The sequence below is a fragment of the Paenibacillus sp. 05T425 genome (assembly GCF_056396205.1).
Genome location: NZ_JBFTLA010000007.1, coordinates 223264 through 242133 on the forward strand (window position 1 = coordinate 223264; position 18870 = coordinate 242133).

General features: G+C 51.1%; 17 protein-coding genes and 1 pseudogene. 4 read left to right on the forward strand and 14 right to left on the reverse strand.

Annotated features, from left to right (window positions below; translation table 11 throughout):
* Positions 1 to 52: 52 nt before the first annotated feature.
* The 5 genes and pseudogenes from AC1DF0_RS18235 to AC1DF0_RS18255 form a co-directional block, all read right to left on the reverse strand.
* Positions 53 to 1117, reverse strand: a complete 1065-nt coding sequence (locus AC1DF0_RS18235; RefSeq protein ID WP_477574889.1) for a sulfate/molybdate ABC transporter ATP-binding protein — start codon at positions 1115 to 1117, stop codon at positions 53 to 55.
* Positions 1118 to 1120: 3 nt separating this feature from the next.
* Positions 1121 to 1918: a sulfate ABC transporter permease subunit gene (locus AC1DF0_RS18240; protein ID WP_475820870.1), complete on the reverse strand. Its 798-nt coding sequence runs from the start codon at positions 1916 to 1918 to the stop codon at positions 1121 to 1123.
* Between the two features lie 2 nt (positions 1919 to 1920).
* On the reverse strand, positions 1921 to 2727 hold the full coding sequence (gene cysT / locus AC1DF0_RS18245; protein WP_442048108.1) for a sulfate ABC transporter permease subunit CysT: 807 nt from the start codon (positions 2725 to 2727) through the stop codon (positions 1921 to 1923).
* A 230-nt stretch (positions 2728 to 2957) separates the two neighbouring features.
* Positions 2958 to 3589 (reverse strand): annotated as a pseudogene (locus AC1DF0_RS18250) (YigZ family protein).
* 25 nt (positions 3590 to 3614) lie between these two features.
* Entirely contained in the window at positions 3615 to 4964 is a 1350-nt protein-coding gene (locus tag AC1DF0_RS18255; protein WP_337102826.1) for a glucose-6-phosphate isomerase, read from the reverse strand.
* A gap of 186 nt (positions 4965 to 5150) precedes the next feature.
* On the opposite strand from AC1DF0_RS18255, the gene AC1DF0_RS18260 reads away from it, so the two are divergent.
* Positions 5151 to 6044, forward strand: coding sequence for an NAD(P)-dependent oxidoreductase (locus AC1DF0_RS18260; protein WP_477574890.1), 894 nt, complete (start codon positions 5151 to 5153; stop codon positions 6042 to 6044).
* Positions 6045 to 6114: 70 nt separating this feature from the next.
* Here AC1DF0_RS18260 and AC1DF0_RS18265 read toward each other — a convergent pair whose 3' ends face one another.
* The 5 genes from AC1DF0_RS18265 to AC1DF0_RS18285 form a co-directional block, all read right to left on the reverse strand.
* Complete coding sequence (locus tag AC1DF0_RS18265; RefSeq protein ID WP_337102824.1) at positions 6115 to 6639, reverse strand: DUF420 domain-containing protein; 525 nt, start codon at positions 6637 to 6639, stop codon at positions 6115 to 6117.
* 183 nt (positions 6640 to 6822) lie between these two features.
* A complete protein-coding gene (gene ppnP, locus AC1DF0_RS18270; protein WP_477574891.1) occupies positions 6823 to 7140 on the reverse strand; it encodes a pyrimidine/purine nucleoside phosphorylase in 318 nt (105 codons plus the stop codon).
* Between the two features lie 51 nt (positions 7141 to 7191).
* A complete protein-coding gene (tkt, locus tag AC1DF0_RS18275; RefSeq protein WP_477574892.1) occupies positions 7192 to 9210 on the reverse strand; it encodes a transketolase in 2019 nt (672 codons plus the stop codon).
* A gap of 137 nt (positions 9211 to 9347) precedes the next feature.
* Positions 9348 to 10250 (reverse strand): formyltetrahydrofolate deformylase, encoded by a 903-nt coding sequence (gene purU / locus AC1DF0_RS18280; protein WP_442048044.1) that lies wholly within the window; start codon positions 10248 to 10250, stop codon positions 9348 to 9350.
* Positions 10251 to 10288: 38 nt separating this feature from the next.
* Positions 10289 to 11419 carry a deoxyribonuclease IV gene (locus AC1DF0_RS18285; protein ID WP_442048045.1) on the reverse strand — a complete coding sequence of 377 codons (1131 nt, stop codon included), beginning with the start codon at positions 11417 to 11419 and terminating at the stop codon, positions 10289 to 10291.
* A gap of 101 nt (positions 11420 to 11520) precedes the next feature.
* Here AC1DF0_RS18285 and AC1DF0_RS18290 point away from each other — a divergent pair, with 101 nt between their 5' ends.
* The 3 genes from AC1DF0_RS18290 to AC1DF0_RS18300 all read left to right on the forward strand — a co-directional run bounded on the left by AC1DF0_RS18290 (position 11521) and on the right by AC1DF0_RS18300 (position 13515).
* Positions 11521 to 11958, forward strand: coding sequence for a DUF2621 domain-containing protein (locus AC1DF0_RS18290; RefSeq protein WP_337102819.1), 438 nt, complete (start codon positions 11521 to 11523; stop codon positions 11956 to 11958).
* A gap of 134 nt (positions 11959 to 12092) precedes the next feature.
* Positions 12093 to 12590 carry a hypothetical protein gene (locus AC1DF0_RS18295; protein ID WP_477574893.1) on the forward strand — a complete coding sequence of 166 codons (498 nt, stop codon included), beginning with the start codon at positions 12093 to 12095 and terminating at the stop codon, positions 12588 to 12590.
* A 13-nt stretch (positions 12591 to 12603) separates the two neighbouring features.
* Positions 12604 to 13515, forward strand: coding sequence for a TIGR01777 family oxidoreductase (locus AC1DF0_RS18300; protein ID WP_477574894.1), 912 nt, complete (start codon positions 12604 to 12606; stop codon positions 13513 to 13515).
* 14 nt (positions 13516 to 13529) lie between these two features.
* On the opposite strand, the gene AC1DF0_RS18305 is transcribed toward AC1DF0_RS18300, so the two are convergent.
* From AC1DF0_RS18305 to AC1DF0_RS18320, 4 genes are read right to left on the reverse strand one after another with little or no spacing between them, the layout of a single operon-like run.
* Complete coding sequence (locus AC1DF0_RS18305; RefSeq protein WP_442048048.1) at positions 13530 to 15098, reverse strand: DUF6382 domain-containing protein; 1569 nt, start codon at positions 15096 to 15098, stop codon at positions 13530 to 13532.
* Positions 15099 to 15136: 38 nt separating this feature from the next.
* Positions 15137 to 15649: an A24 family peptidase gene (locus tag AC1DF0_RS18310; RefSeq protein ID WP_442048049.1), complete on the reverse strand. Its 513-nt coding sequence runs from the start codon at positions 15647 to 15649 to the stop codon at positions 15137 to 15139.
* A gap of 17 nt (positions 15650 to 15666) precedes the next feature.
* On the reverse strand, positions 15667 to 16641 hold the full coding sequence (locus AC1DF0_RS18315; RefSeq protein WP_442048050.1) for a hypothetical protein: 975 nt from the start codon (positions 16639 to 16641) through the stop codon (positions 15667 to 15669).
* The gene (locus AC1DF0_RS18320) at positions 16607 to 18838 is read right to left on the reverse strand and encodes a TadE/TadG family type IV pilus assembly protein (protein ID WP_442048051.1); all 2232 of its coding nucleotides are present in this window, start codon (positions 18836 to 18838) and stop codon (positions 16607 to 16609) included. The genes AC1DF0_RS18315 and AC1DF0_RS18320 overlap by 35 nt, the downstream gene beginning before the upstream one ends.
* Positions 18839 to 18870 lie beyond the last annotated feature (32 nt).

An 18870-nucleotide genomic window follows, 5' to 3' on the forward strand; every position in this document is an offset into this window, starting at 1 on the left:
CGCATACAACTCTTTCTGCTAAGATGAAAGGCTAGTTCGTCTAGACCCCAAGTTAAATATGGATTGGCATCGGATCAACCTTCAGCTTGTTCTCTTCAATCCAGCTTTGATTGTCATTGAACAAATATGCACGATGGACGAGGATGCTAACTTCGTCGCCCGGATGCAGAACTTCCTTCTCCAACGAGCGGTACGTAATCAGCTTCGTATCGCCTACCTCCAGCTCAACCATCCATTCACTGCCGCGGAAGTGAATGTGCTTCACTTTGCCTTCCATTGCGGCGGAAGCGAGTCTAATCTCGCCCGGCTTGCCGATCTCGATATATTCAGGTCGGATAAGCGCCTTCGTGCCGGCGACCTTGCTCGCGTCCTCGAAGCCTTTGAGCTTCGCAACATTTTCAACGATGGTCGACTCGCCGATGAAGCTGGCAACAAAAGGTGTCTGCGGATTTTTGTAAATTTCCCATGGCGTACCCTTCTGCTCAAGCTTGCCCTTGCTAATAATCATAATTTCATCCGCAACTTCAATGGCTTCTTCTTGGTCATGCGTTACGAAGATCGAAGTAATGCCGACACGCTCGATCATTTCCTTCAGCCATGTACGAAGCTCCGTACGGATCTTGGCATCGATTGCCGCGAAAGGCTCATCGAGCAGCAGCAACTGAGGCTCAGGCGCCAGCGCGCGAGCGAACGCAACACGCTGCCGTTGACCACCAGATAGCTGATGCGCATAACGATGCTCGAAACCTTTGAGACCGGTCAGCTCGACCAGCGTCATTACGCGCTCGCGAATTTGCTCCTTCGACTGCTTCTTTACTTTAAGGCCGAACGCGATATTATCATATACCGTCATGTGTTTGAACAATGCATAGTTTTGGAATACGAAGCCAATGCCGCGCTCCTGTGGAGGCAGATCATTGACGCGCTTGCCATGGAACAGGATGTCGCCGGAGGAAGGCGTCTCAAGTCCTGCCAGCATGCGCAGAATCGACGTTTTGCCGCCGCCGCTCGGTCCTAGCAAACCGATGAGATGTCCTTTTTCAATCTCGAAGCTAACATTTTGCACGGCGTGAAAATCGCCAAAGCTCTTATCAAGATTACGCACTTCAATATGCATGGATCAGTGCACTTCCTTTCGTTTTTTCGCCCATTCCATCAATAGCAGCAGTCCTACAGAGAAGGCCGCAAGCACAAGCGCGATTCCATTGGCGGCAACAACGTTGAAATTTTCCACATCCTGATAGACGAGCGTAGTAGCGGTTTGCGTTTTGTTCATAATGTTGCCCGAGACGACCAATACAGCACCGAATTCGCCAAGCGACCGCGCTACGGTAAGCACGACGCCATAGATGACACCCCAGCGAATGGCGGGCCAGGTTACCTTCCAAAATGTATACCATGAGTATGCCCCGAGCGTCGAGGCCGCCTCTTCCTGCTGGGAGCCGATTTCCTGCAGCACCGGCATAACCTCGCGCACCATTAACGGGAACGTAACGAATAGCGTAGCAAGCACCATACCCGGCAGCGCATATACAATCTTGACTCCTGCGTCCTCGAACAAGGTACCTAGGACAGTATTAGGGCCAAGAATGAGAACGATCATTAAGCCGCCGATAACCGGCGATACCGCGAACGGTAAATCAACGATACTGTTAAGCAGACGCTTCATCCGTTTGCCGATCCATTCCGCACGTACGAGGTACAACGCCAGCATAATGCCGAATACCGTGTTAAGCGCCGTAACGATAACTACAATAATTCCCGTCATCATTAAGGCATGCAGCGATTGCTTCCGGCTAATGCCTTCGATGAAGCCGCTCCACCCATCTGCCCACGATCCAGTAAAAATCTTCACCAGCGGGGCGATAAGCAGCAGTGCAAATACCATATAAGTTAGCGTAATCCATAGCCTTCTCATCGTCATTGTCCCGTCCTCCTTGCTTGAATGAGGTTAACGGTCCAAAGAATGAGGAAGGACAGCGTCAGCAGCATGACGGATATAGCCGCCGCGCCTTGCGGATTGTCGCTCTCGATTTCTCCAAAAATATATACCGATGCAATAAGCGTCTTCCCTGGAATATTGCCAGCTACGAGTACGACTGCGCCGAATTCGGCCAGTGCGCGGGAGAAAGCCAGCATGGCTCCGCTTAATATACCCGGCAGCATCGAAGGAAAGATAACGCTGAAGAACGTCTTGGCGCGAGATGCGCCCAGCATATAAGCCGCTTCCTCTTCCGACTTATCCAGCTCCTCAAGCAGCGGCTGGATCGCCCGGATAACGAATGGGAAGGTCACGAACAGCATCGCAACAACGATCGCCGGTTCATGAAAAACAATTTCGATGCCCAGCTTGCCAGCCAAGCCTCCAACAAGACTTCCCGGACCAAGCAGCAGCAAAATCATCAGCCCGCCTACTGCTGTAGGCAATGCAAACGGCAAATCGACCAGGCTGTTAAGCAGTCTGCGCCCCGGAAACCGGTAGCGGATCAGCACCCAGCCGATCATTGTTCCTAGAAACACATTCATAATAGTAGCAATTACCGAAAGCTTGATCGTCAGAAGAACGGCTTTCAAAGCTAACGGGTCGGAGACACTTTCCCAAAAAGGAAGCCAGCCCAGTGAGAACGACTGCGTATAAATTCCGACAATAGGCAACACGATAAGGATAACAAAGTAAAGCATAATGGCGCTCCGAAAACCAAAGCTCCATCCTTTTCCGCGAAACATGGCATTCACTGTGACTTAACCTCCAGACCATCGGTTCGTACCGTAGGTGTAGCAAAGCAAAAAACATAATTCCTATTAAGTTACTAGGTATTAATAATGTAGCATCCTATGAAGGTCGCAGTCAATGGTTTATTAACATTTTCTGATCAAATTCATTTCAAAAATTTATAGCTACAGATGTAATAAAAGGAGCAGAGGCGACAAGCTGCCGCCAATGCCCCTTCCCTATGTTATTCGCCTTCAATGAAGTACAAGCTTTCACCTTCGCTGATTGCGGCCTGACCTTGCGTCAGATCGGTCATCCAAGCAATGAACGCTTCAGCTTCATGATCCTCCGGCAGGCAGCGGACAATGACTCGATCGGTAAAGTCCGTTCCTCCGACTCGGTCCCTCGGCCGTGAAGCTCGTTCTCGAGCTTGCCGTACCAGGTATAATCGACATCGACGAAAACTTCCCGGTGCAGCACATATACGATTTCCTCGGCAGCCTCGATACCCGCTACCGCGCCATCCGTATAAGCGCGGACCAGTCCGCCCGCGCCGAGCATAATGCCTCCAAAGTAACGAGTGACGACCACAGCTACATTTTTGAGACCTTTGTTCTTAATGACTTCGAGGATTGGCTTGCCTGCCGTTCCGCTAGGCTCGCCGTCGTCGGACGCCTTCTGATGCTGATCGCGCTCGCCGACCATATAGGCTGAGCAGTTATGAGTGGCTTGCCGATGCAGCCGCTTGATCTCATCAATGAAGGCGATCGCGTCCTCCTCCGTCTCCACCGGCTTCGCATGGCCGATGAAACGGGATTTCTTAATAACGATCTCCGCGCTTGCTTCCCGTCTGACCGTCCGATAGTTGTTCAGCATAGGCTAAACTCCTCGCTGCAGCCGATTACAGGCGCGCTTCAAGCTCCGCTTTTTCTTTCTCGAAGCCCGGCTTGCCGAGCAGCGCGAACATATTTTTCTTGTATGCTTCAACGCCCGGTTGGTCGAACGGATTCACGCCGAGCAAGTAGCCGCTGATGCCGCACGCTTTCTCGAAGAAGTATACGAGGTATCCGAACGAATAAGGCGTCATGTCCGCAATGTTCACGATCAGGTTAGGCACCTGGCCGTCCGTATGAGCAAGCAGCGTTCCTTCGAATGCTTTCTTGTTAACGAAGTCCATCGTCTTGCCTGTCAAGAAGTTAAGACCGTCAAGATCTTCGGAATCATGCTCGATCGTAATTTGTTCGGCAACTTCATTCACCTGGATCACCGTCTCGAAAATATTGCGGTTGCCTTCTTGAATGAATTGACCCATCGAATGCAGATCCGTCGAGAAATCAACGGCAGCCGGGAAGATACCTTTGTAGTCTTTGCCTTCGCTCTCGCCGAACAGCTGCTTCCACCATTCCGATACGAAGTGAAGCGCCGGCTCGTAGTTAACGAGAATTTCCGTCGCTTTGCCTTTGCGGTAGAGCGCGTTGCGAGCTGCGGCATATTGGTAAGCCTCGTTCTCTGCGAGGTTCGGATTGGCATATTCTTTGGATGCGTCGGCAGCGCCTTGCATCATGGCGTCGATGTCGATGCCGGCTGCAGCGATCGGCAGCAAACCAACTGCTGTCAGAACGGAGTAGCGGCCGCCTACGTCGTCAGGAATGACGAACGATTCATAGCCCTCTTCATTGGACAGCTTCTTCAGAGCGCCCTTGGATGTGTCAGTCGTCGCGTAAATACGTTTGCGAGCTGCTTCCTTGCCGTACTTCTTCTCAAGCGCAGCGCGGAATACGCGGAATGCGATAGCAGGCTCCGTCGTCGTTCCGGACTTGGAGATGACGTTGATCGACCAGTCGCGGCCTTCAACAAGCTGCAGCAGGTGCGTCACGTAGTTGGAGCTGATGTTGTTGCCTGCGAACAGGATTTGGGGCGTCTTGCGCTCTTCCTTCGGCAAAATATTATAGAACGAATGCGACAACATCTCGATCGCCGCGCGCGCGCCAAGGTAAGAACCGCCGATGCCGATAACGATTAGCACTTCGGAGTCGGATTTGATTTTGTCTGCCGCTTGCTTAATGCGAGCGAACTCTTCTTTATTATAATTGGTCGGAAGATCGATCCAGCCCAAATAATCCGAGCCTGCTCCCGTACCGTTATGTAATTGGTCATGTGCGAGGCGTACCGCGCCCGCCAGGTTATCAAGCTCGTTCTGACCGACGAAAGTCAGCGCTTTGCTGTAGTCAAACTTTACTGTTTTGCTCATGGAAATTGAGACCTCCTAGGTTTTGGTCAAGCATGTACACAAACCGTGTTTATGATAACATTAATTCAACTTAGCCTCTAGAATATCGGATTTACCATATAAAAACAAGCTTGCAAACCATGAAAACTTTTCGAAGTAGATGTATAATTGATCAGAAAAGTCTATTTTGGAGCGGAGGAAATCATCATGAAAAAAATCGGATTTATTGGGTTAGGCGTAATGGGTATCGGTATGGCAGCCAATTTGCTGCGCAAAGGCCATCAAGTGAGCGTATATAACCGTACGCCAGGCAAAGCAGGAGAACTTACCCTGCTTGGCGCAACCGAGCTTAGCTCTCCTTACGAAGTAACGGCTGCTTCGGATATCGTTATTACGATGATCAGCAACGACGATGCGATTCGGCAAGTATACTGGGGCGAGAGCGGCATATTCGCAGCCGTACGCAGCGGTATGACGCTGATTGACAGCAGCACCATTTCGCCAACGCTGGCATTGGAGCTTGCGGCAACTGCCGAAGGCCTTGGAGCGAGCTTCCTGGATGCTCCGGTAACGGGCAGCAAACCGGCAGCCGAAGGCGGCACGCTCGTATTTATGGTTGGCGGAGCGGAAGAGACTTTAGCGGGCGTAGAAGACATCCTGCTCGCTATGGGACGCAAAGTCATCCCGATGGGGGCAAGCGGCAGCGGCGCAACCGCTAAGCTGGCTCATAATACCATCGTCGGCATCAATGCAGTCGCGCTTGTCGAAGGTATGGCTATTGCTTCCAAAGGCGGCATTGACGGAGCAGCGTTCATCGAGCTCGTGCAGTCGGGCGGCGCGGCGAGCCGTACAGCGGAGTTGAAAGGTCCAAAAATTCTTGAGGACAACTACGATGTACAATTTTCGCTGGAGCTTATGCTGAAGGATCTGCGGTTGTCGTCGGTATTGTCGGACAGCCTTAAAGTACCTACGCCGATGCTGGAAGCAGCGAAGAGCTTATTCCAAGTCGGCGACACCATGGGTCTTGGCGCACTCGACATGGCTAGCGTGGGCAAAGCCTACGAGCAGTGGATCGGACGCAAGCTGAACGGCCGCGACTAAACTAAATTGATAGATAGAAGGGGCTGCCATCGGTCGTATTATCGACCAATAGCAGCCCCTTTTTGGTGCGTTAAGCGTAATATGGCGAGATCATCAGGTATACGACAACCCCGGTGAAGCTTACGTACAGCCAGATCGGCATCGTCCATCTTGCGATTTTGCGATGTTTCTCTACCTGCATCGACAGCCCTCTTACGACTGACATGAGAGCAAGCGGCACGACTACGATTGCGAGCACGATATGCGTCAGCAGGACGAAGAAGTAGATCGAGCGAAGAATGCCTTCGCCCCCGTATTTGGTCGATTCCGTCAAGTAATGGTACGTCACGTAAGAGACCAAGAACAGCGTCGTCGAGCCGAACGCGGCGAAGATGAACGCTTTGTGCATCCGAACGTTTTTCTTAAGAATAGCTGTCAAGGCAACGACAAGCGCTATGAAGGTGAAGCAATTGAAGATCGCGTTCAGCAGCGGCAATATCGTCACGTCGAAATGCACTTCTCCGTCGTAAGCCGGCAAGAAGAACAGCACGGCGATGATAGCGACAAGCACAACTGATAAGATCGCGATAAGCGGTGTATAGTTTTTTTGTTTCATGTAAAGTAAGCCTCCTAGCCAGTATGCTGTTTCCATTAACTTTATCCGATTAGAAGGGCGGAAACAATTCGATTGCGGCGTTCTTTGTAACGAAAAATCGAATTTTGCGACAATACAGGTTAGTAAACGAGAAAGAGGGCCGTACGCTTAAGCGTACAGCCCTCTTTCTTGTATGACTTTGACTTACTCGTAGATGTACGAGCAGCAGTAGTCGGATACCGTTGCAACTTGAAGCTTGAACTTCGTGTTCGCAGGTACGGTTAATTCGCCTTCGCCTTGAATGTGAAGCCATTCCGTTTCGCCCGGAAGCAGCACTTTCAGATCGCCGGCAAGGATTTCCATAATCTCAACGCAGTCCGTTCCGAACTCGTAATCGCCTGGCAGCATAATGCCAAGCGTTTTTTTCGTTCCGTCAGGGAACACGACTACGCGGCTTGTTACTTTGCCGTCAAAATAAACGTTCGCTTTTTTGACGACTGTTACATTTTCGAATTGGGACATCGTATTTGTAAGCTCCTTTATCTATCGAATGCTAAAGCGCGGAAGCCGCTATTACAGCAAAGCTTTTACTTTGCTAACGACGTTCTCGACTGTGAAGCCGTACTCTTTGATTACGCGGTCGCCAGGAGCCGATGCGCCGAAACGATCGATCGCAAGGATGTCGCCTTGATCGCCTGTGTAACGCTCCCAACCGAACGGATGAGCCATTTCGATGGCAAGACGCGCTTTAACGTCAGGAAGCAATACCGAGTTTTTGTACTCTTTGGATTGCTTCTCGAACAGATTCCAGCTCGGCATGCTGATAACACGAACTTGAATGCCTTCCTCGGCAAGCGCCTTCTGAGCAGCTACTGCCAGTTGAACCTCGGAACCTGTCGCAAGGATTTGAGCTTGCGGCTTGCCGTTAGCAGCATCGGATACGACATAAGCGCCGCGGCTTACGTTCTCGCGAACGTTGTTAACCGTTCCTTCGAGGATAGGCAAGTTTTGACGAGTCAGTACGAGTGCCACAGGGCCATCCGTGTTTTCCGTTGCATAAGCCCAAGCTGCGGAAGTTTCGTTCGCGTCAGCCGGACGGATAACCGTAAGGTCAGGGATGATACGGATCGAAGCAAGTTGCTCGATCGGCTCATGCGTAGGGCCGTCTTCGCCGACAGCGATACTGTCATGCGTAAGCACGTATACGACAGGAAGCTTCATGATAGCCGCAAGGCGGATAGCCGGACGCAGGTAGTCGGTGAATACGAAGAACGTACCTCCGAATACTTTCAGACCGCTATGAAGCGCAATACCGTTCATGGCTGCAGCCATACCGAATTCACGAACGCCGAAGTAGATGTTGCGGCCGTCGTAGCTGCCTGGCTTGAATTGCGTCAAGCCTTTCAAGTGAGTCATCGTCGAGCTCTCAAGGTCAGCCGAACCGCCAACCAAGTTAGGCACGTTAGCCGCAAGACCGTTCAGCGCGTTGCCGGAAGCGACGCGAGTCGATACTGGCTTGTCTTCAGTCGTGTAGACAGGAAGCGCAGCGTCCCAGCCCTCAGGCAGTTCGCCTGCGATCGCTGTCTCGAATTGAGCAGCAAGCTCAGGGAAAGCTTGTTTGTATGCAGCGAAAGCAGCGTCCCAAGCAGCGTTAGCTTTCTCGCCGTTGGCTTTCACTTCTGCGAAGTGTGCGCGAACTTCGTCAGGCACGTGGAATTGGTGTTCGTCGTTCCAGCCGTAAGCTTGCTTCGTCAGCTTCGTCTCGTCAGCGCCGAGCGGGGAACCGTGAGGACCTGCATGGCCGCCTTTGCCGCCTTTGTTCGGGCTGCCGTAGCCGATAACCGTTTTAACTTCGATCAAAGTCGGCTTGGAAAGATTGGCTTGCGCCTCTGCAACCGCTTTGGACAATGCGCCCAGATCGTTGCCGTCTTCAACGCGAAGAACTTGCCAGCCGTAGCCTTCGAAGCGCTTCTGAACGCTCTCCGAATAGGACAGGTTCAATTCGCCGTCAAGGGAAATATCGTTCGAATCATAGAGAACAACCAATTTGCCAAGACCAAGGTGGCCAGCGAACGATGCTGCTTCATGGGAGATGCCTTCCATCAAGTCGCCGTCGCCGCAAATGGAGTATGTGAAGTGGTTAATTACGTTATGACCTTCTTTATTGTAAGTAGCTGCAAGCTGAGCTTCAGCCATTGCCATACCAACAGCCATTGCGATACCTTGTCCAAGCGGTCCTGTCGTAGCGTCTACGCCAGCTGTGTGGCCATACTCTGGGTGACCTGGAGTCAGCGAGCCCCATTGACGGAAGTTTTGCAGTTCCTCAAGCGGAAGATCGTAGCCGGATAGGTGCAGCAGGCTGTATAGCAGCATCGAGCCGTGTCCAGCGGACAGTACAAAACGATCGCGGTTAACCCAAGTCGGATTGGACGGGTTGTGGTTCATATTTTTGGCAAACAATTGATACCCCATTGGCGCAGCGCCCATCGGCATGCCTGGGTGACCGGATTTCGCTTTCTCAATCGAGTCGATCGCAAGCGTACGGATCGTATCAATCGACAGTTGGTCAATCGATTTTTGTGTAACAGTCATTCCTGTTTCCTCCTAATAGTTGAATCTAATTTGTTATCGTTTCACAACTTACGATGAACGATACGTTCTTAAGCCTATAAACAACTTTGAACATTGTATCACTCTGAATGGCTGTTTTCCATCCTAAATTGATCGGACTAGTTGAATACAACCGTTTTGTTCTGATGGACAATGACACGGTCTTCGATATGCCACTTCACGGCGCGGGCAAGTACGACACGCTCAATCGTGCGGCCGATACGCTTAAGCTCATTCACGTTATCGCGATGACTTACGCGCTCGACGTCCTGCTCGATGATCGGTCCGCCGTCCAGCTCTTCCGTTACATAATGAGCGGTTGCGCCGATCAGCTTAACGCCGCGCGTATAAGCCTGTGCGTACGGCTTGCCGCCGACGAATGCAGGCAGGAACGAGTGGTGAATATTAATAATACGGTTCGGGAATTGTTCGATGAACTTCGGCGAAATAATTTGCATATAGCGGGCAAGCACGATGATGTCCGCCTTATCGGCAACGACTTCCAGCTGCTTCTTCTCCGCTTCCGCCTTCGTATCTGCCGTTACCGGAATATGATGGTACGGAATACCGAAAGATTGGACCAATTCTTGCATGTCCAAGTGATTGCTGATGACCATCGATATCTCGGCGTCCAGATCTCCTGCCTTCCACTGCCATAGCAGCTCCAGTAGGCAATGATCCTCCTTCGACACGAAGATAGCTAGCCGTTTCTTACGGCTGGCGCGGAACGTATGCCATTTCATATCGAAACGATCGGCTACTCTGGCGAAATCCTCGACCAGTATCGGCAGCTCGCGATCCAGATCATTCAGAACGAATTCGAAGCGGATAAAGAACATGCCGCCTTCTGGATCCATCGTGTATTGATCGGATTGAACAATATTAGCTCCGTGTTCATATAGAAAATGCGAAACGGCAGCCACAATGCCCGGACGGTCCGGACAAGAGATCAGCATACGTGCTCGTCCGCTCTTGTCGGCTGCTGATGCCGCACTTTGAGATTGATTGACTTGTGATGACATCTTGGGTTACTTCCTTTGCTCTTTATATTTAGAATCGCTTATACCGTAGCAAGCAGATGCTTGCCGCCGAACCAAGCTGTAATCCGTTGATTGATTTGTTCCTCCGATAACGACGACGAAAGCGGGTTGTCCGCAAGCACGAGATCGTACAGACGCTCCATCGGTTCGCGCGGATCGGCTTTCTTCGCCTTTGCATCGTTCTTCAGCAGTTCCCATGTCGAAAGCACGAACAGTCTTGGATCAATCTCCTGTTTGCCGAAGAAATGATGCAGGCGCTCTACGTCTTCAAAGAACGATTCGCCGAAGCGCGCGCGGGCATCGCCGCGAAGCAGCGCGATCTCGGCCTCATACATCGGACGTTCTGTCTTGTCTTGTTTGCCAATCCATGGCGTCTCAAGAATGAAAGGACGGCCTTGCAACGCTTCATGATGCACGATGCTCTTGATCGCATCATGTCCGAGCCAGCCCGCGCCAATCGGTGCATGACGGTCTTTGCCTGCGCCAACCGGATTTTTGCTGTCATTCACGTGGACGACAGCTACGCGATTCAAACCTACAGTGCGATCGAACTTCTCCAGCACGCCGTCGAGATCGTTGATAAGGTCGTAGCCTGCATCGTGCATATGGCATGTATCCATGCACACCGTTAGACGATCGTTGTATTGCACTTTATCGATAATCGCTGCTAGTTCCTCGAAGCTTCTGCCGATTTCCGTACCTTTGCCGGCCATCGTCTCCAGCGCGATATTAACTTTCGTTTCTTTCGTGCCTTCAAGCACTTGATTGAGGCCGTCCGCGATACGGGCAATGCCGAATTCGGCGTCCTTGTCGGTATACGCACCTGGATGAAGAACAATATTGCGTACTCCGATCATATCGGTACGGCGGATTTCTTCCTGCAGGAAGTTGACTGCCAGCTCGAACGTATCTTCCTTGTAGGAGCCCAAATTAATGATGTACGGAGCATGGACGACGATTTCATTAATACCCGCCGCTTCCATCTCCGCTTTGCCTTCTTCAATATATAACGCATCAATCGGCTTGCGCCTCGTATTCTGCGGCGCTCCGGTGTAGATCATGAATGTGCTTGAACCGTATGATACTGCTTCTTGAGCCGCATTAAGCAGACCCTTGTCCGAAAACGATACATGGGAACCTATTTTTAGCATCCTTTAAACGCCCCTTTTTCGTTGATCCTCCCTATTTTACAAGGAATGTCGAAATAAATCTAGGAATACGGTATAATTCGTTTGTGAGGTGAAGGATGACGATGAAGGGTACTCCCGATTGGTTTATGTATTTTATTGTCTTTTGGGCTGTTGTCATGGTGGGAGCTATGTCGATTGGCGGATTTTTCATGTTTCGAAAATTTCTGAAGGTGCTTCCGATGCGGGACGGCAAGTCCAAGCTCGATTGGCAAAACTATTGGGTCGAGCGCAGCCGCAGCATGTGGAACGACGACTCCAAGTCGCTGCTGGACGAGCTCGTATCCCCTGTTCCCAGCGCCTTTCGCGATATAGCTAAACATTCCATCGCAGCCAAGATCGGCCAAGTGGCGATCGAGCACGGCGCTAATTCCGTTACGCGCGACCACTGCATCGAAGGATACATACGCGCAACGCCAAAACGTGATTACCGCAGCCTTGTTACGTTTCTTGACCGCAAGGGCATCGACTATGCCCCTTATAAACATTTGCTCAATAAATGAGGAAAAGCCGCTTTCGCGGCTTTCTTTATTTGTTCCGAATGACCCTCTCACAAAATTAATGTAACCAATGCCGTTCAACATTCGTTTAAATGGGTACATACCTTTATAAAAAAATTCAGGAGGTGGTTCACTTGATGAACTCATCGAAACGCAACAAACTTACGAAATCAGTGGCCGCAAGCGCTCTATTGTTAGCCGTCATGCTTGCCGCAACCGCATGTGGAGGAGGCAACTCGGCCAAAACAGGAAGCGAAATCCCGGATGCTACCAACACTCCGCCTCAACAGGTTGAAGATTTGCCGGATGGAAACGGCATGATCGATCCTGATGTAGAAGGCTCGGATAATTCCAATAACAATGCAGCGAATAACGGTAATGAGAGTACTTCGGAGGGCGAAACGAATGTGTCCGAGACGAAGTCAGATACAGGCACGTTCACAGGAATCGTAGATACCCATTCCATAGAAATTATAACAGCGTCGGGCGCAGCTGTATTCCAAATAACCGAAGAGCAAAAAGCTGCGATTGACGCCTTGCCGGAAGAAGCGAAAGTGAAATTCGAGTATACGGAGAAAGAAATCGACAGCAACAACAAGCAACTGTGGCTGTCCAGCATTGCATTAGATAACTAAAGGAGCGGTAACGATGCGGGTTGCGATCGCCGGAGGAACTGGATTTATTGGCAAAGCGCTGTCGAAGGCGCTGCTGGCTCGATCGGATGAAGTCGTCATTATTACACGTACTATCAGTGGTAATGAATCTTTTAACGGTTCGCCTCAAGCTTCTCGTTATGTAACTTGGGATCAAATAGCGCAGCAGCCTTCCTTACTGGAAGGCATCGATGCGATCGTTAACTTGTCCGGCGAATCGATCAATCAACGTTGGACGGCAGCAGCCAAGCAGCGTATCCTGCAATCCCGTCTCACTGCAGCGGTCCGCATCGCCGCTCTTTATGATTCGCTTGCGCATAAACCTAAGGTCGTCATCAATGCCTCCGGCATTAGCGCCTATGGGATGTCGCTGGACGGCGAGTTCGACGAGAGTAGCCCTATTCATGTTACCGACTTCTTGTCGGGTGTCGTTAAGGAATGGGAACTCGCAGCGGATTCCATTGCTGCTGAGCGGCTCGTCAAGCTGCGTGTCGGTCTTGTCTTAGACCGCAAGGAAGGGGCTTTCCCGCTTATGACGCTTCCGTACAAGCTGTACGGAGGAGGCCGAATTGGCAGCGGCAAGCAATGGCTGTCATGGATTCATATCGATGACATCGTACGGCTGATGCTGTTCTGCTTGGACAATGACAGCATCAGTGGTGCTGTTAATGCTTCCGCTCCAGAACCGCTTCGCAATGATGAATTCGGACGCGCCATCGGCAAAGCGATGGGACGTCCGCACTGGTTTCCCGTGCCTTCCTTCCTATTGAAGACGGTGCTCGGTGAAATGTCATTGCTTGTGCTCGAAGGCCAGCGTGCTATTCCCCGCAAATCAATGAAGCTCGGATTCACCTTTCAATATCCGACTGCTGAGAGCTGTTTGAATGCTATTTTCGCCCGTAAATAGGCTGCTAAACACCGCTATTCTAGTCGAAATTCATACATAGGCCCGTTCGCACCTGCAAGCTGTATCCTATCGCCGTCGGTTATTTTATATGCTTTATACGGAATCATAGGCTCACCGTTTAATGTACTGCCGTTACTTGAGCCAAGATCCTTAGCCATCCTCTCGCCTTCCGAATACATGAATTCCAAGTGCATACGAGATATACCGCTAGCCGGCTCCTCATACCCTCCTTGATCCCCTGCTCTTCCTATCCTTAGCACAGGCTCCGACCATTCAATTACATTATCCTCCCCTTGCCAACGACGATACAGCTTTGCTGCAAGTTCAACTTTCGTCTCCTTCAGAGACTTTCCAAGGAGCACCGTCGGTTCCATGACGGGTACGGCGATTTTCTCTTGAAGCCCCGTTTTGTTGGCACCCGGCTTCATAGAAAGGTGATTATTTACTTCGGCTGTATCACTGCGATTCACCGGGCTATCGCCCGTGCTTGCAGAGAGTAAATGATTGAATCGGTTATGTTGTGTTTGCGGTTGGGATAAGGCTTCGAATTCGGAAGCCGCGCCGGCTTGATCGTATGAGGACTCTTGATCCAAATTAAAATCCAAATCCTCACTCTCAATCGGATTCAGTATGCGGACATTCCTTCTCCATACAACGATAACGACTGCCACTAATAGAAGCATCATAGCAGCACTTATAAGCATACTTTGGTTTGAAGGCGATGCTAGATAAACAAAACGCCATATACAGGCTGCTGCGAGCAGTATAATAGCAGCGGCTATCCACTTGAACCTATTCACATTCGCTATCTGTTGCTGTGAGAAAAGTTCCTCATCTTCTGTATCCATCCTGATATGGGGTCGATCCGACAATTGTGGCGGCATTAGCCGAACCTTCTCTTGGTGTACAACCTCCTGCGGTGAACGGGTTTCACCTGAAGCATATTCCTGTGCCGCATACTGGGGAGGCCTCACAATTGCTTGGGCAATACGTGGTTGAAGGCCAACTGCCGATGATCCGCCAATTAGCTCAAGCACCGTAGTCCGCAGCTCTGCCAGCGGCCACTTAGTGCTGCTCAATTGGCGTAGTAACCGTTTTAAGCCTTCGCCGTCCAGCACATCCACGTAGGAGGTCCATCGTACGATAAGCGACAATAAATCGCTGCTTGTTGATGCTTCATTATCGGATACTTGAATTGGAACGTAAGCTAGGCGCACATCATGCAGCTGCTCGCCAATAAAGATGAATGATTCGTCCAGCAGACAGCCCTCCGGTCTAAGCATGTAATGGCGGCATTCGCTCAGCGCATCGATTAAACCTAGAACCAGAGAATAATATTGCTGCATCGTAAGCGGTCCTAATTGAAGCCGATGAAGCAGCATTTTATGACCATCCAGCACGTATCGGAAGGTTACCTTCCCATCCAGCTCGAACCAGTCGACAGGCAATAGATACGGAATTTTCTCACCGCGCAGCATATGAAGCTCAATGTCATCGAGACTGCTCCGCATAATTCCGTCTTCGGTGTCAATCAGCATTTCATGACCGCGATTCATAGAGAAATCAATTCTAAACTTTTGCATATCCCGCTTCCTCCTTCCACTCATTGATCTATTCCGTTTCAGCCTACCATCATCCATACGGTTATCGCCGCAGGAGCGACAGCGAGCATGAAAGGAAACTTTTGTCCCGAATCTGCAAATCTCAGCCATTGCCGCCTCTTCTGCTCCTCGCCCGGTACGAGCAAAGCCGTCATTCCGACCGTTAACTTGCTGCTGAACGGACGATATATGACCGCAAACGCGATGCCGATCAATCCCGCATACAGAATCGAATACATGAGCACCTCCAATACATGGCCTACACCTATCCATGCGCCCAGTGCCCCGAACAGCTTAACATCGCCCGCTCCGATGCCTCTGGCCAAATGCAGAAGAAGAAGAGGGACGAAACCGGCTGCCGCGCCGGCAACAGACATTCCCCCACCCTGAATGCCGCCTATAATCAGATGAAACAGAATGCCGCAGCCAAAAAATAGGATCGTTAACCAATTCGGTATGATCTGCTTGCTAATATCCGTAATGAATGCCACAGCAAGAAGGATCGCTGCCGCTATAATTGTCACTGCGTCCACGTCACAACCTCTCCTTCCTAATCCCCATTTGCCTTCTCCACAACAAAATATTGCGACACGCTATGCTCCTGCTGAGCTGCAGCCGTAGCTGTCAGCATCCAGCTGCCTGGCGTCGTATTGCCCGATACATGCCATGTCCACGTCGCATAGCCGCTTTCATCGGCTGCCGTTGCGCCCAAGTGCTTCGCTTTGCTATGCCCGCTCTTGTATATAACGTCCAGCGAAACGGAAGTGCCTGGGTTAGTCTTGACGACAACCGTTGCCTTCCTCCCTGGCCGCACAGGCGAGGGCTCGATAGACACAATTTGCAGCGGTATAATGTCCTCTCCTTCTGCTTCATGACCATAAGCAGCAGCGGCGGCATCGCTTACCCATACTCGTTCGGACGCTTGATCCCGGAGTAGAATCGGCTTGCCGTAGAACGGCAGCTTCAGCGGAAACTCATATTCAACCGACATCGTTAATAGGGGCTCGGTTTCCTTCGATAGATCAGGTAAGGCTAGATGGCTTAGACGTATTCGATTTGGCTCAAGGATCGCCTGGTCGGCAGCCTCGTGCAATATTGGCTCTACAACGGAGCGTCCGAGCTCCGTCGCCGCCATATCCTGCAGCGGCTTCCAATCGCCTCGAAGCGCAGATGAAATCAACTCGCCAGCCGGATTCGGAAGCCATTCGGCGGCCTCTGCCGCAATATCGCCCCAACTGCTCTTCGGCAGCGGGGATGCAGCTTCAAGCGGATTCACGGCAGCTGCCTGCTGAAGAGCCAGATCAATTGGATGAATATGTGCAGCAATATGACGAACAGCTTGCGAAGCAGTCGCATGCAAAGCCATTTGAACAGCGCATAGCCGAATTAAGACGATAAAAACAAGCAATAAGATGAGAATAAGCGGCATGACGAAGGAGGCTTCTACAACAATCGAACCCTGCTCGCTATTAAATCTCGTATTTCCCTTATCAATACGACGAGCCGATTGTTTGTATAGTCTCATAACGATTGCCAACAACCTTTCCTTCCAATAATCCGAACTTCCCCACCATGTGCATGGCACCAGGCAAAAACCACAGCTTCATCGACAGTTTCGCTTCACCAGTAACCGCAGAAGGCGAGGCTGACAGCACAGTGCCTGTATTTTGCTCGATAACGGCGATCATACGGGACAGCATTCCTGCTTGATCCGAACTATGAACAAGCATGAACAGCCGCAAATAATCCATGTACGATACTTCTGTCTTCACATACTTGGATAGCGGAGCCGAGCCGCGTTCCGTGAACGCAATCATATCCTCGATCGTTTTTTCAAGACCATAGATAAGCGCAGCGGATAAAATAAGAAGCGGATGTCCTAGCGACCGGCTTTGGATGAGTCCCTCCATCGTTCGAATCGCCATACGCACAGCGAACAGTTCCCCATACGCGGCAGCTAAGTTTCCTATTGGGTTATGAAAACCGTAGATAACATATTCAGCCTCCTGATTATGGAATGAAATAGCTTGCGAGAGCTCAGCCGTATCGCCGTTCAGAAGCATCGCGCGTAAGTTCTGCGGAGCAAACACCGTGTAGCGATCTACGATATATTCGCCGTAATAGATTGTATCCCGTGATCGCTCAAGCATGCCTGACATGCCTGTGAACAATCCGCCCATGAATTGCTGGGACTGCTCTGCAGCCTCATGCGCTTGGCCAGGTTGATTGTCTACCGTCGATTGCGCCGCCTCTGACTGCTTCTGATTAAACTTCAAATTATCGTCCCGCTTCTCTTGGATCTCCTCGTATAACTTGATATGCTCCTCCAACTGCGGAACGGATCCGAAGCCGTCAAGCATATTTCGAGCTTGCTGCCATAGCGACTGCGCCTTCGATTCCTGCTCCTTCAATCGGTTATTCAGCTCGGCGTCTTGGAGCAACGCTCTTCGTTTTCCGATAATCGTCGCCGGCTGTACGTAGCTCTCCTCATACTCCCCGTAAGACAACCTCATTGCAGCAACAGCCGACATTAAAGTTTGGCTAGAGCTGCTGGCAACAGGCCTTGATATTGCTGCCGATACATTCGATTGGAACCTGCCAGCATCCATGTCGAATGCGGCTGCTGCCGCATTCTGCCCCTCCAGCTCAAGCTTATATTGCTGGAACCAGTTGTCGGGCAATATCATTTGCTTCGCCGACTGCTTAATCTCCTCTATATCGGAGGCGGCACTGTCAGGAAGCCGTTCTCCGCCGGTTCTCTCCGCATGGCTGCCTACCGCGTCATAATCTGACCGATTAGCCGCTGCATCCACTTGCTGTTCCAGCAGCTTCATCTCGTCGTTCAGTTTCCTAGCCGCCTCAAGCTCCTGGAACGCTTTTCCCTTTAATTTCGCATGCTGTTGCTGCACGCTTATGCTCTGCCTTCGAAGACTGCCTGCGAGTGAACTCGCATGCTGCTCGTAAGCGGCTATAGCCTCGGCATACAGCGGTTCCTCATCTTCTTGGAGCGATTCGTCATGCTGCACATTCGCTGCATAAGCTGCGAACCCACCTGCGATGGCAGCCGCTGTATCTCCATTCCCGCCTGATCCACTTGCTTTCACGGGAATCATTCCGCCCATTCCACTGCCGCCCAGCGCCGCAGCCGCTTGCTCTTGCATAGCCAACACAAGGGCAAGCGCCGCTTCACGTTTCTCGTACAATCGCCTCATGCTCTCCAGCAGGTCAACAGCGACGGCAGCCTCCTTCATCTCTCCAGCCATTGGCGCGAACTTCGCCACAAGCTCCAGCGTAAAGTCGATCGGTGCTTTATATTTCATATCCTCCAGCACCTGCCTGGCGAATATATCATGGCTGCCAAGCACGTCAGCAGTCTGAAGATCCGCGGACTCTACTTGTCCGTCAACGACGCTGAATCCGCTGCTAGCCCCGTTCTCTTCCTCCATGTTCACTGATATTACCTGCTCGAATATCGTTTGTCCGCTAGTGCCTCCACGAGCGAACAAACCATAACGCTCATAGAGTCCCGCATCGTAGGCGGATAAGACGGATCTTACGCCAGACCTTACCGTATCCTCTGCGAGCTTATGAATCGCCCCGATACGCGCATAATCAATAAGTACAGCAAAAAATAACAACAGTGAGGAAAGAACGATAACGGCAAATACGGTTACTGCGCCATCCTCTCGAAAAAGCAAATTTCTTAATCGAAGCCTCCTCATCCCGTTTCCCCTCCTTGTTGCCCTTGAGACGG

Coding starts and splice junctions, on each gene's coding strand:
- AC1DF0_RS18235 (WP_477574889.1), bottom strand. CDS start 1,117: ATGCATATTGAAGTGCGTAATCTTGATAAGAGCTTTGGCGATTTTCAC.
- AC1DF0_RS18240 (WP_475820870.1), bottom strand. CDS start 1,918: ATGAGAAGGCTATGGATTACGCTAACTTATATGGTATTTGCACTGCTG.
- cysT (WP_442048108.1), bottom strand. CDS start 2,727: ATGTTTCGCGGAAAAGGATGGAGCTTTGGTTTTCGGAGCGCCATTATG.
- AC1DF0_RS18255 (WP_337102826.1), bottom strand. CDS start 4,964: ATGAGCAAAACAGTAAAGTTTGACTACAGCAAAGCGCTGACTTTCGTC.
- AC1DF0_RS18260 (WP_477574890.1), top strand. CDS start 5,151: ATGAAAAAAATCGGATTTATTGGGTTAGGCGTAATGGGTATCGGTATG.
- AC1DF0_RS18265 (WP_337102824.1), bottom strand. CDS start 6,639: ATGAAACAAAAAAACTATACACCGCTTATCGCGATCTTATCAGTTGTG.
- ppnP (WP_477574891.1), bottom strand. CDS start 7,140: ATGTCCCAATTCGAAAATGTAACAGTCGTCAAAAAAGCGAACGTTTAT.
- tkt (WP_477574892.1), bottom strand. CDS start 9,210: ATGACTGTTACACAAAAATCGATTGACCAACTGTCGATTGATACGATC.
- purU (WP_442048044.1), bottom strand. CDS start 10,250: ATGTCATCACAAGTCAATCAATCTCAAAGTGCGGCATCAGCAGCCGAC.
- AC1DF0_RS18285 (WP_442048045.1), bottom strand. CDS start 11,419: ATGCTAAAAATAGGTTCCCATGTATCGTTTTCGGACAAGGGTCTGCTT.
- AC1DF0_RS18290 (WP_337102819.1), top strand. CDS start 11,521: ATGAAGGGTACTCCCGATTGGTTTATGTATTTTATTGTCTTTTGGGCT.
- AC1DF0_RS18295 (WP_477574893.1), top strand. CDS start 12,093: ATGAACTCATCGAAACGCAACAAACTTACGAAATCAGTGGCCGCAAGC.
- AC1DF0_RS18300 (WP_477574894.1), top strand. CDS start 12,604: ATGCGGGTTGCGATCGCCGGAGGAACTGGATTTATTGGCAAAGCGCTG.
- AC1DF0_RS18305 (WP_442048048.1), bottom strand. CDS start 15,098: ATGCAAAAGTTTAGAATTGATTTCTCTATGAATCGCGGTCATGAAATG.
- AC1DF0_RS18315 (WP_442048050.1), bottom strand. CDS start 16,641: ATGAGACTATACAAACAATCGGCTCGTCGTATTGATAAGGGAAATACG.
- AC1DF0_RS18320 (WP_442048051.1), bottom strand. CDS start 18,838: ATGAGGAGGCTTCGATTAAGAAATTTGCTTTTTCGAGAGGATGGCGCA.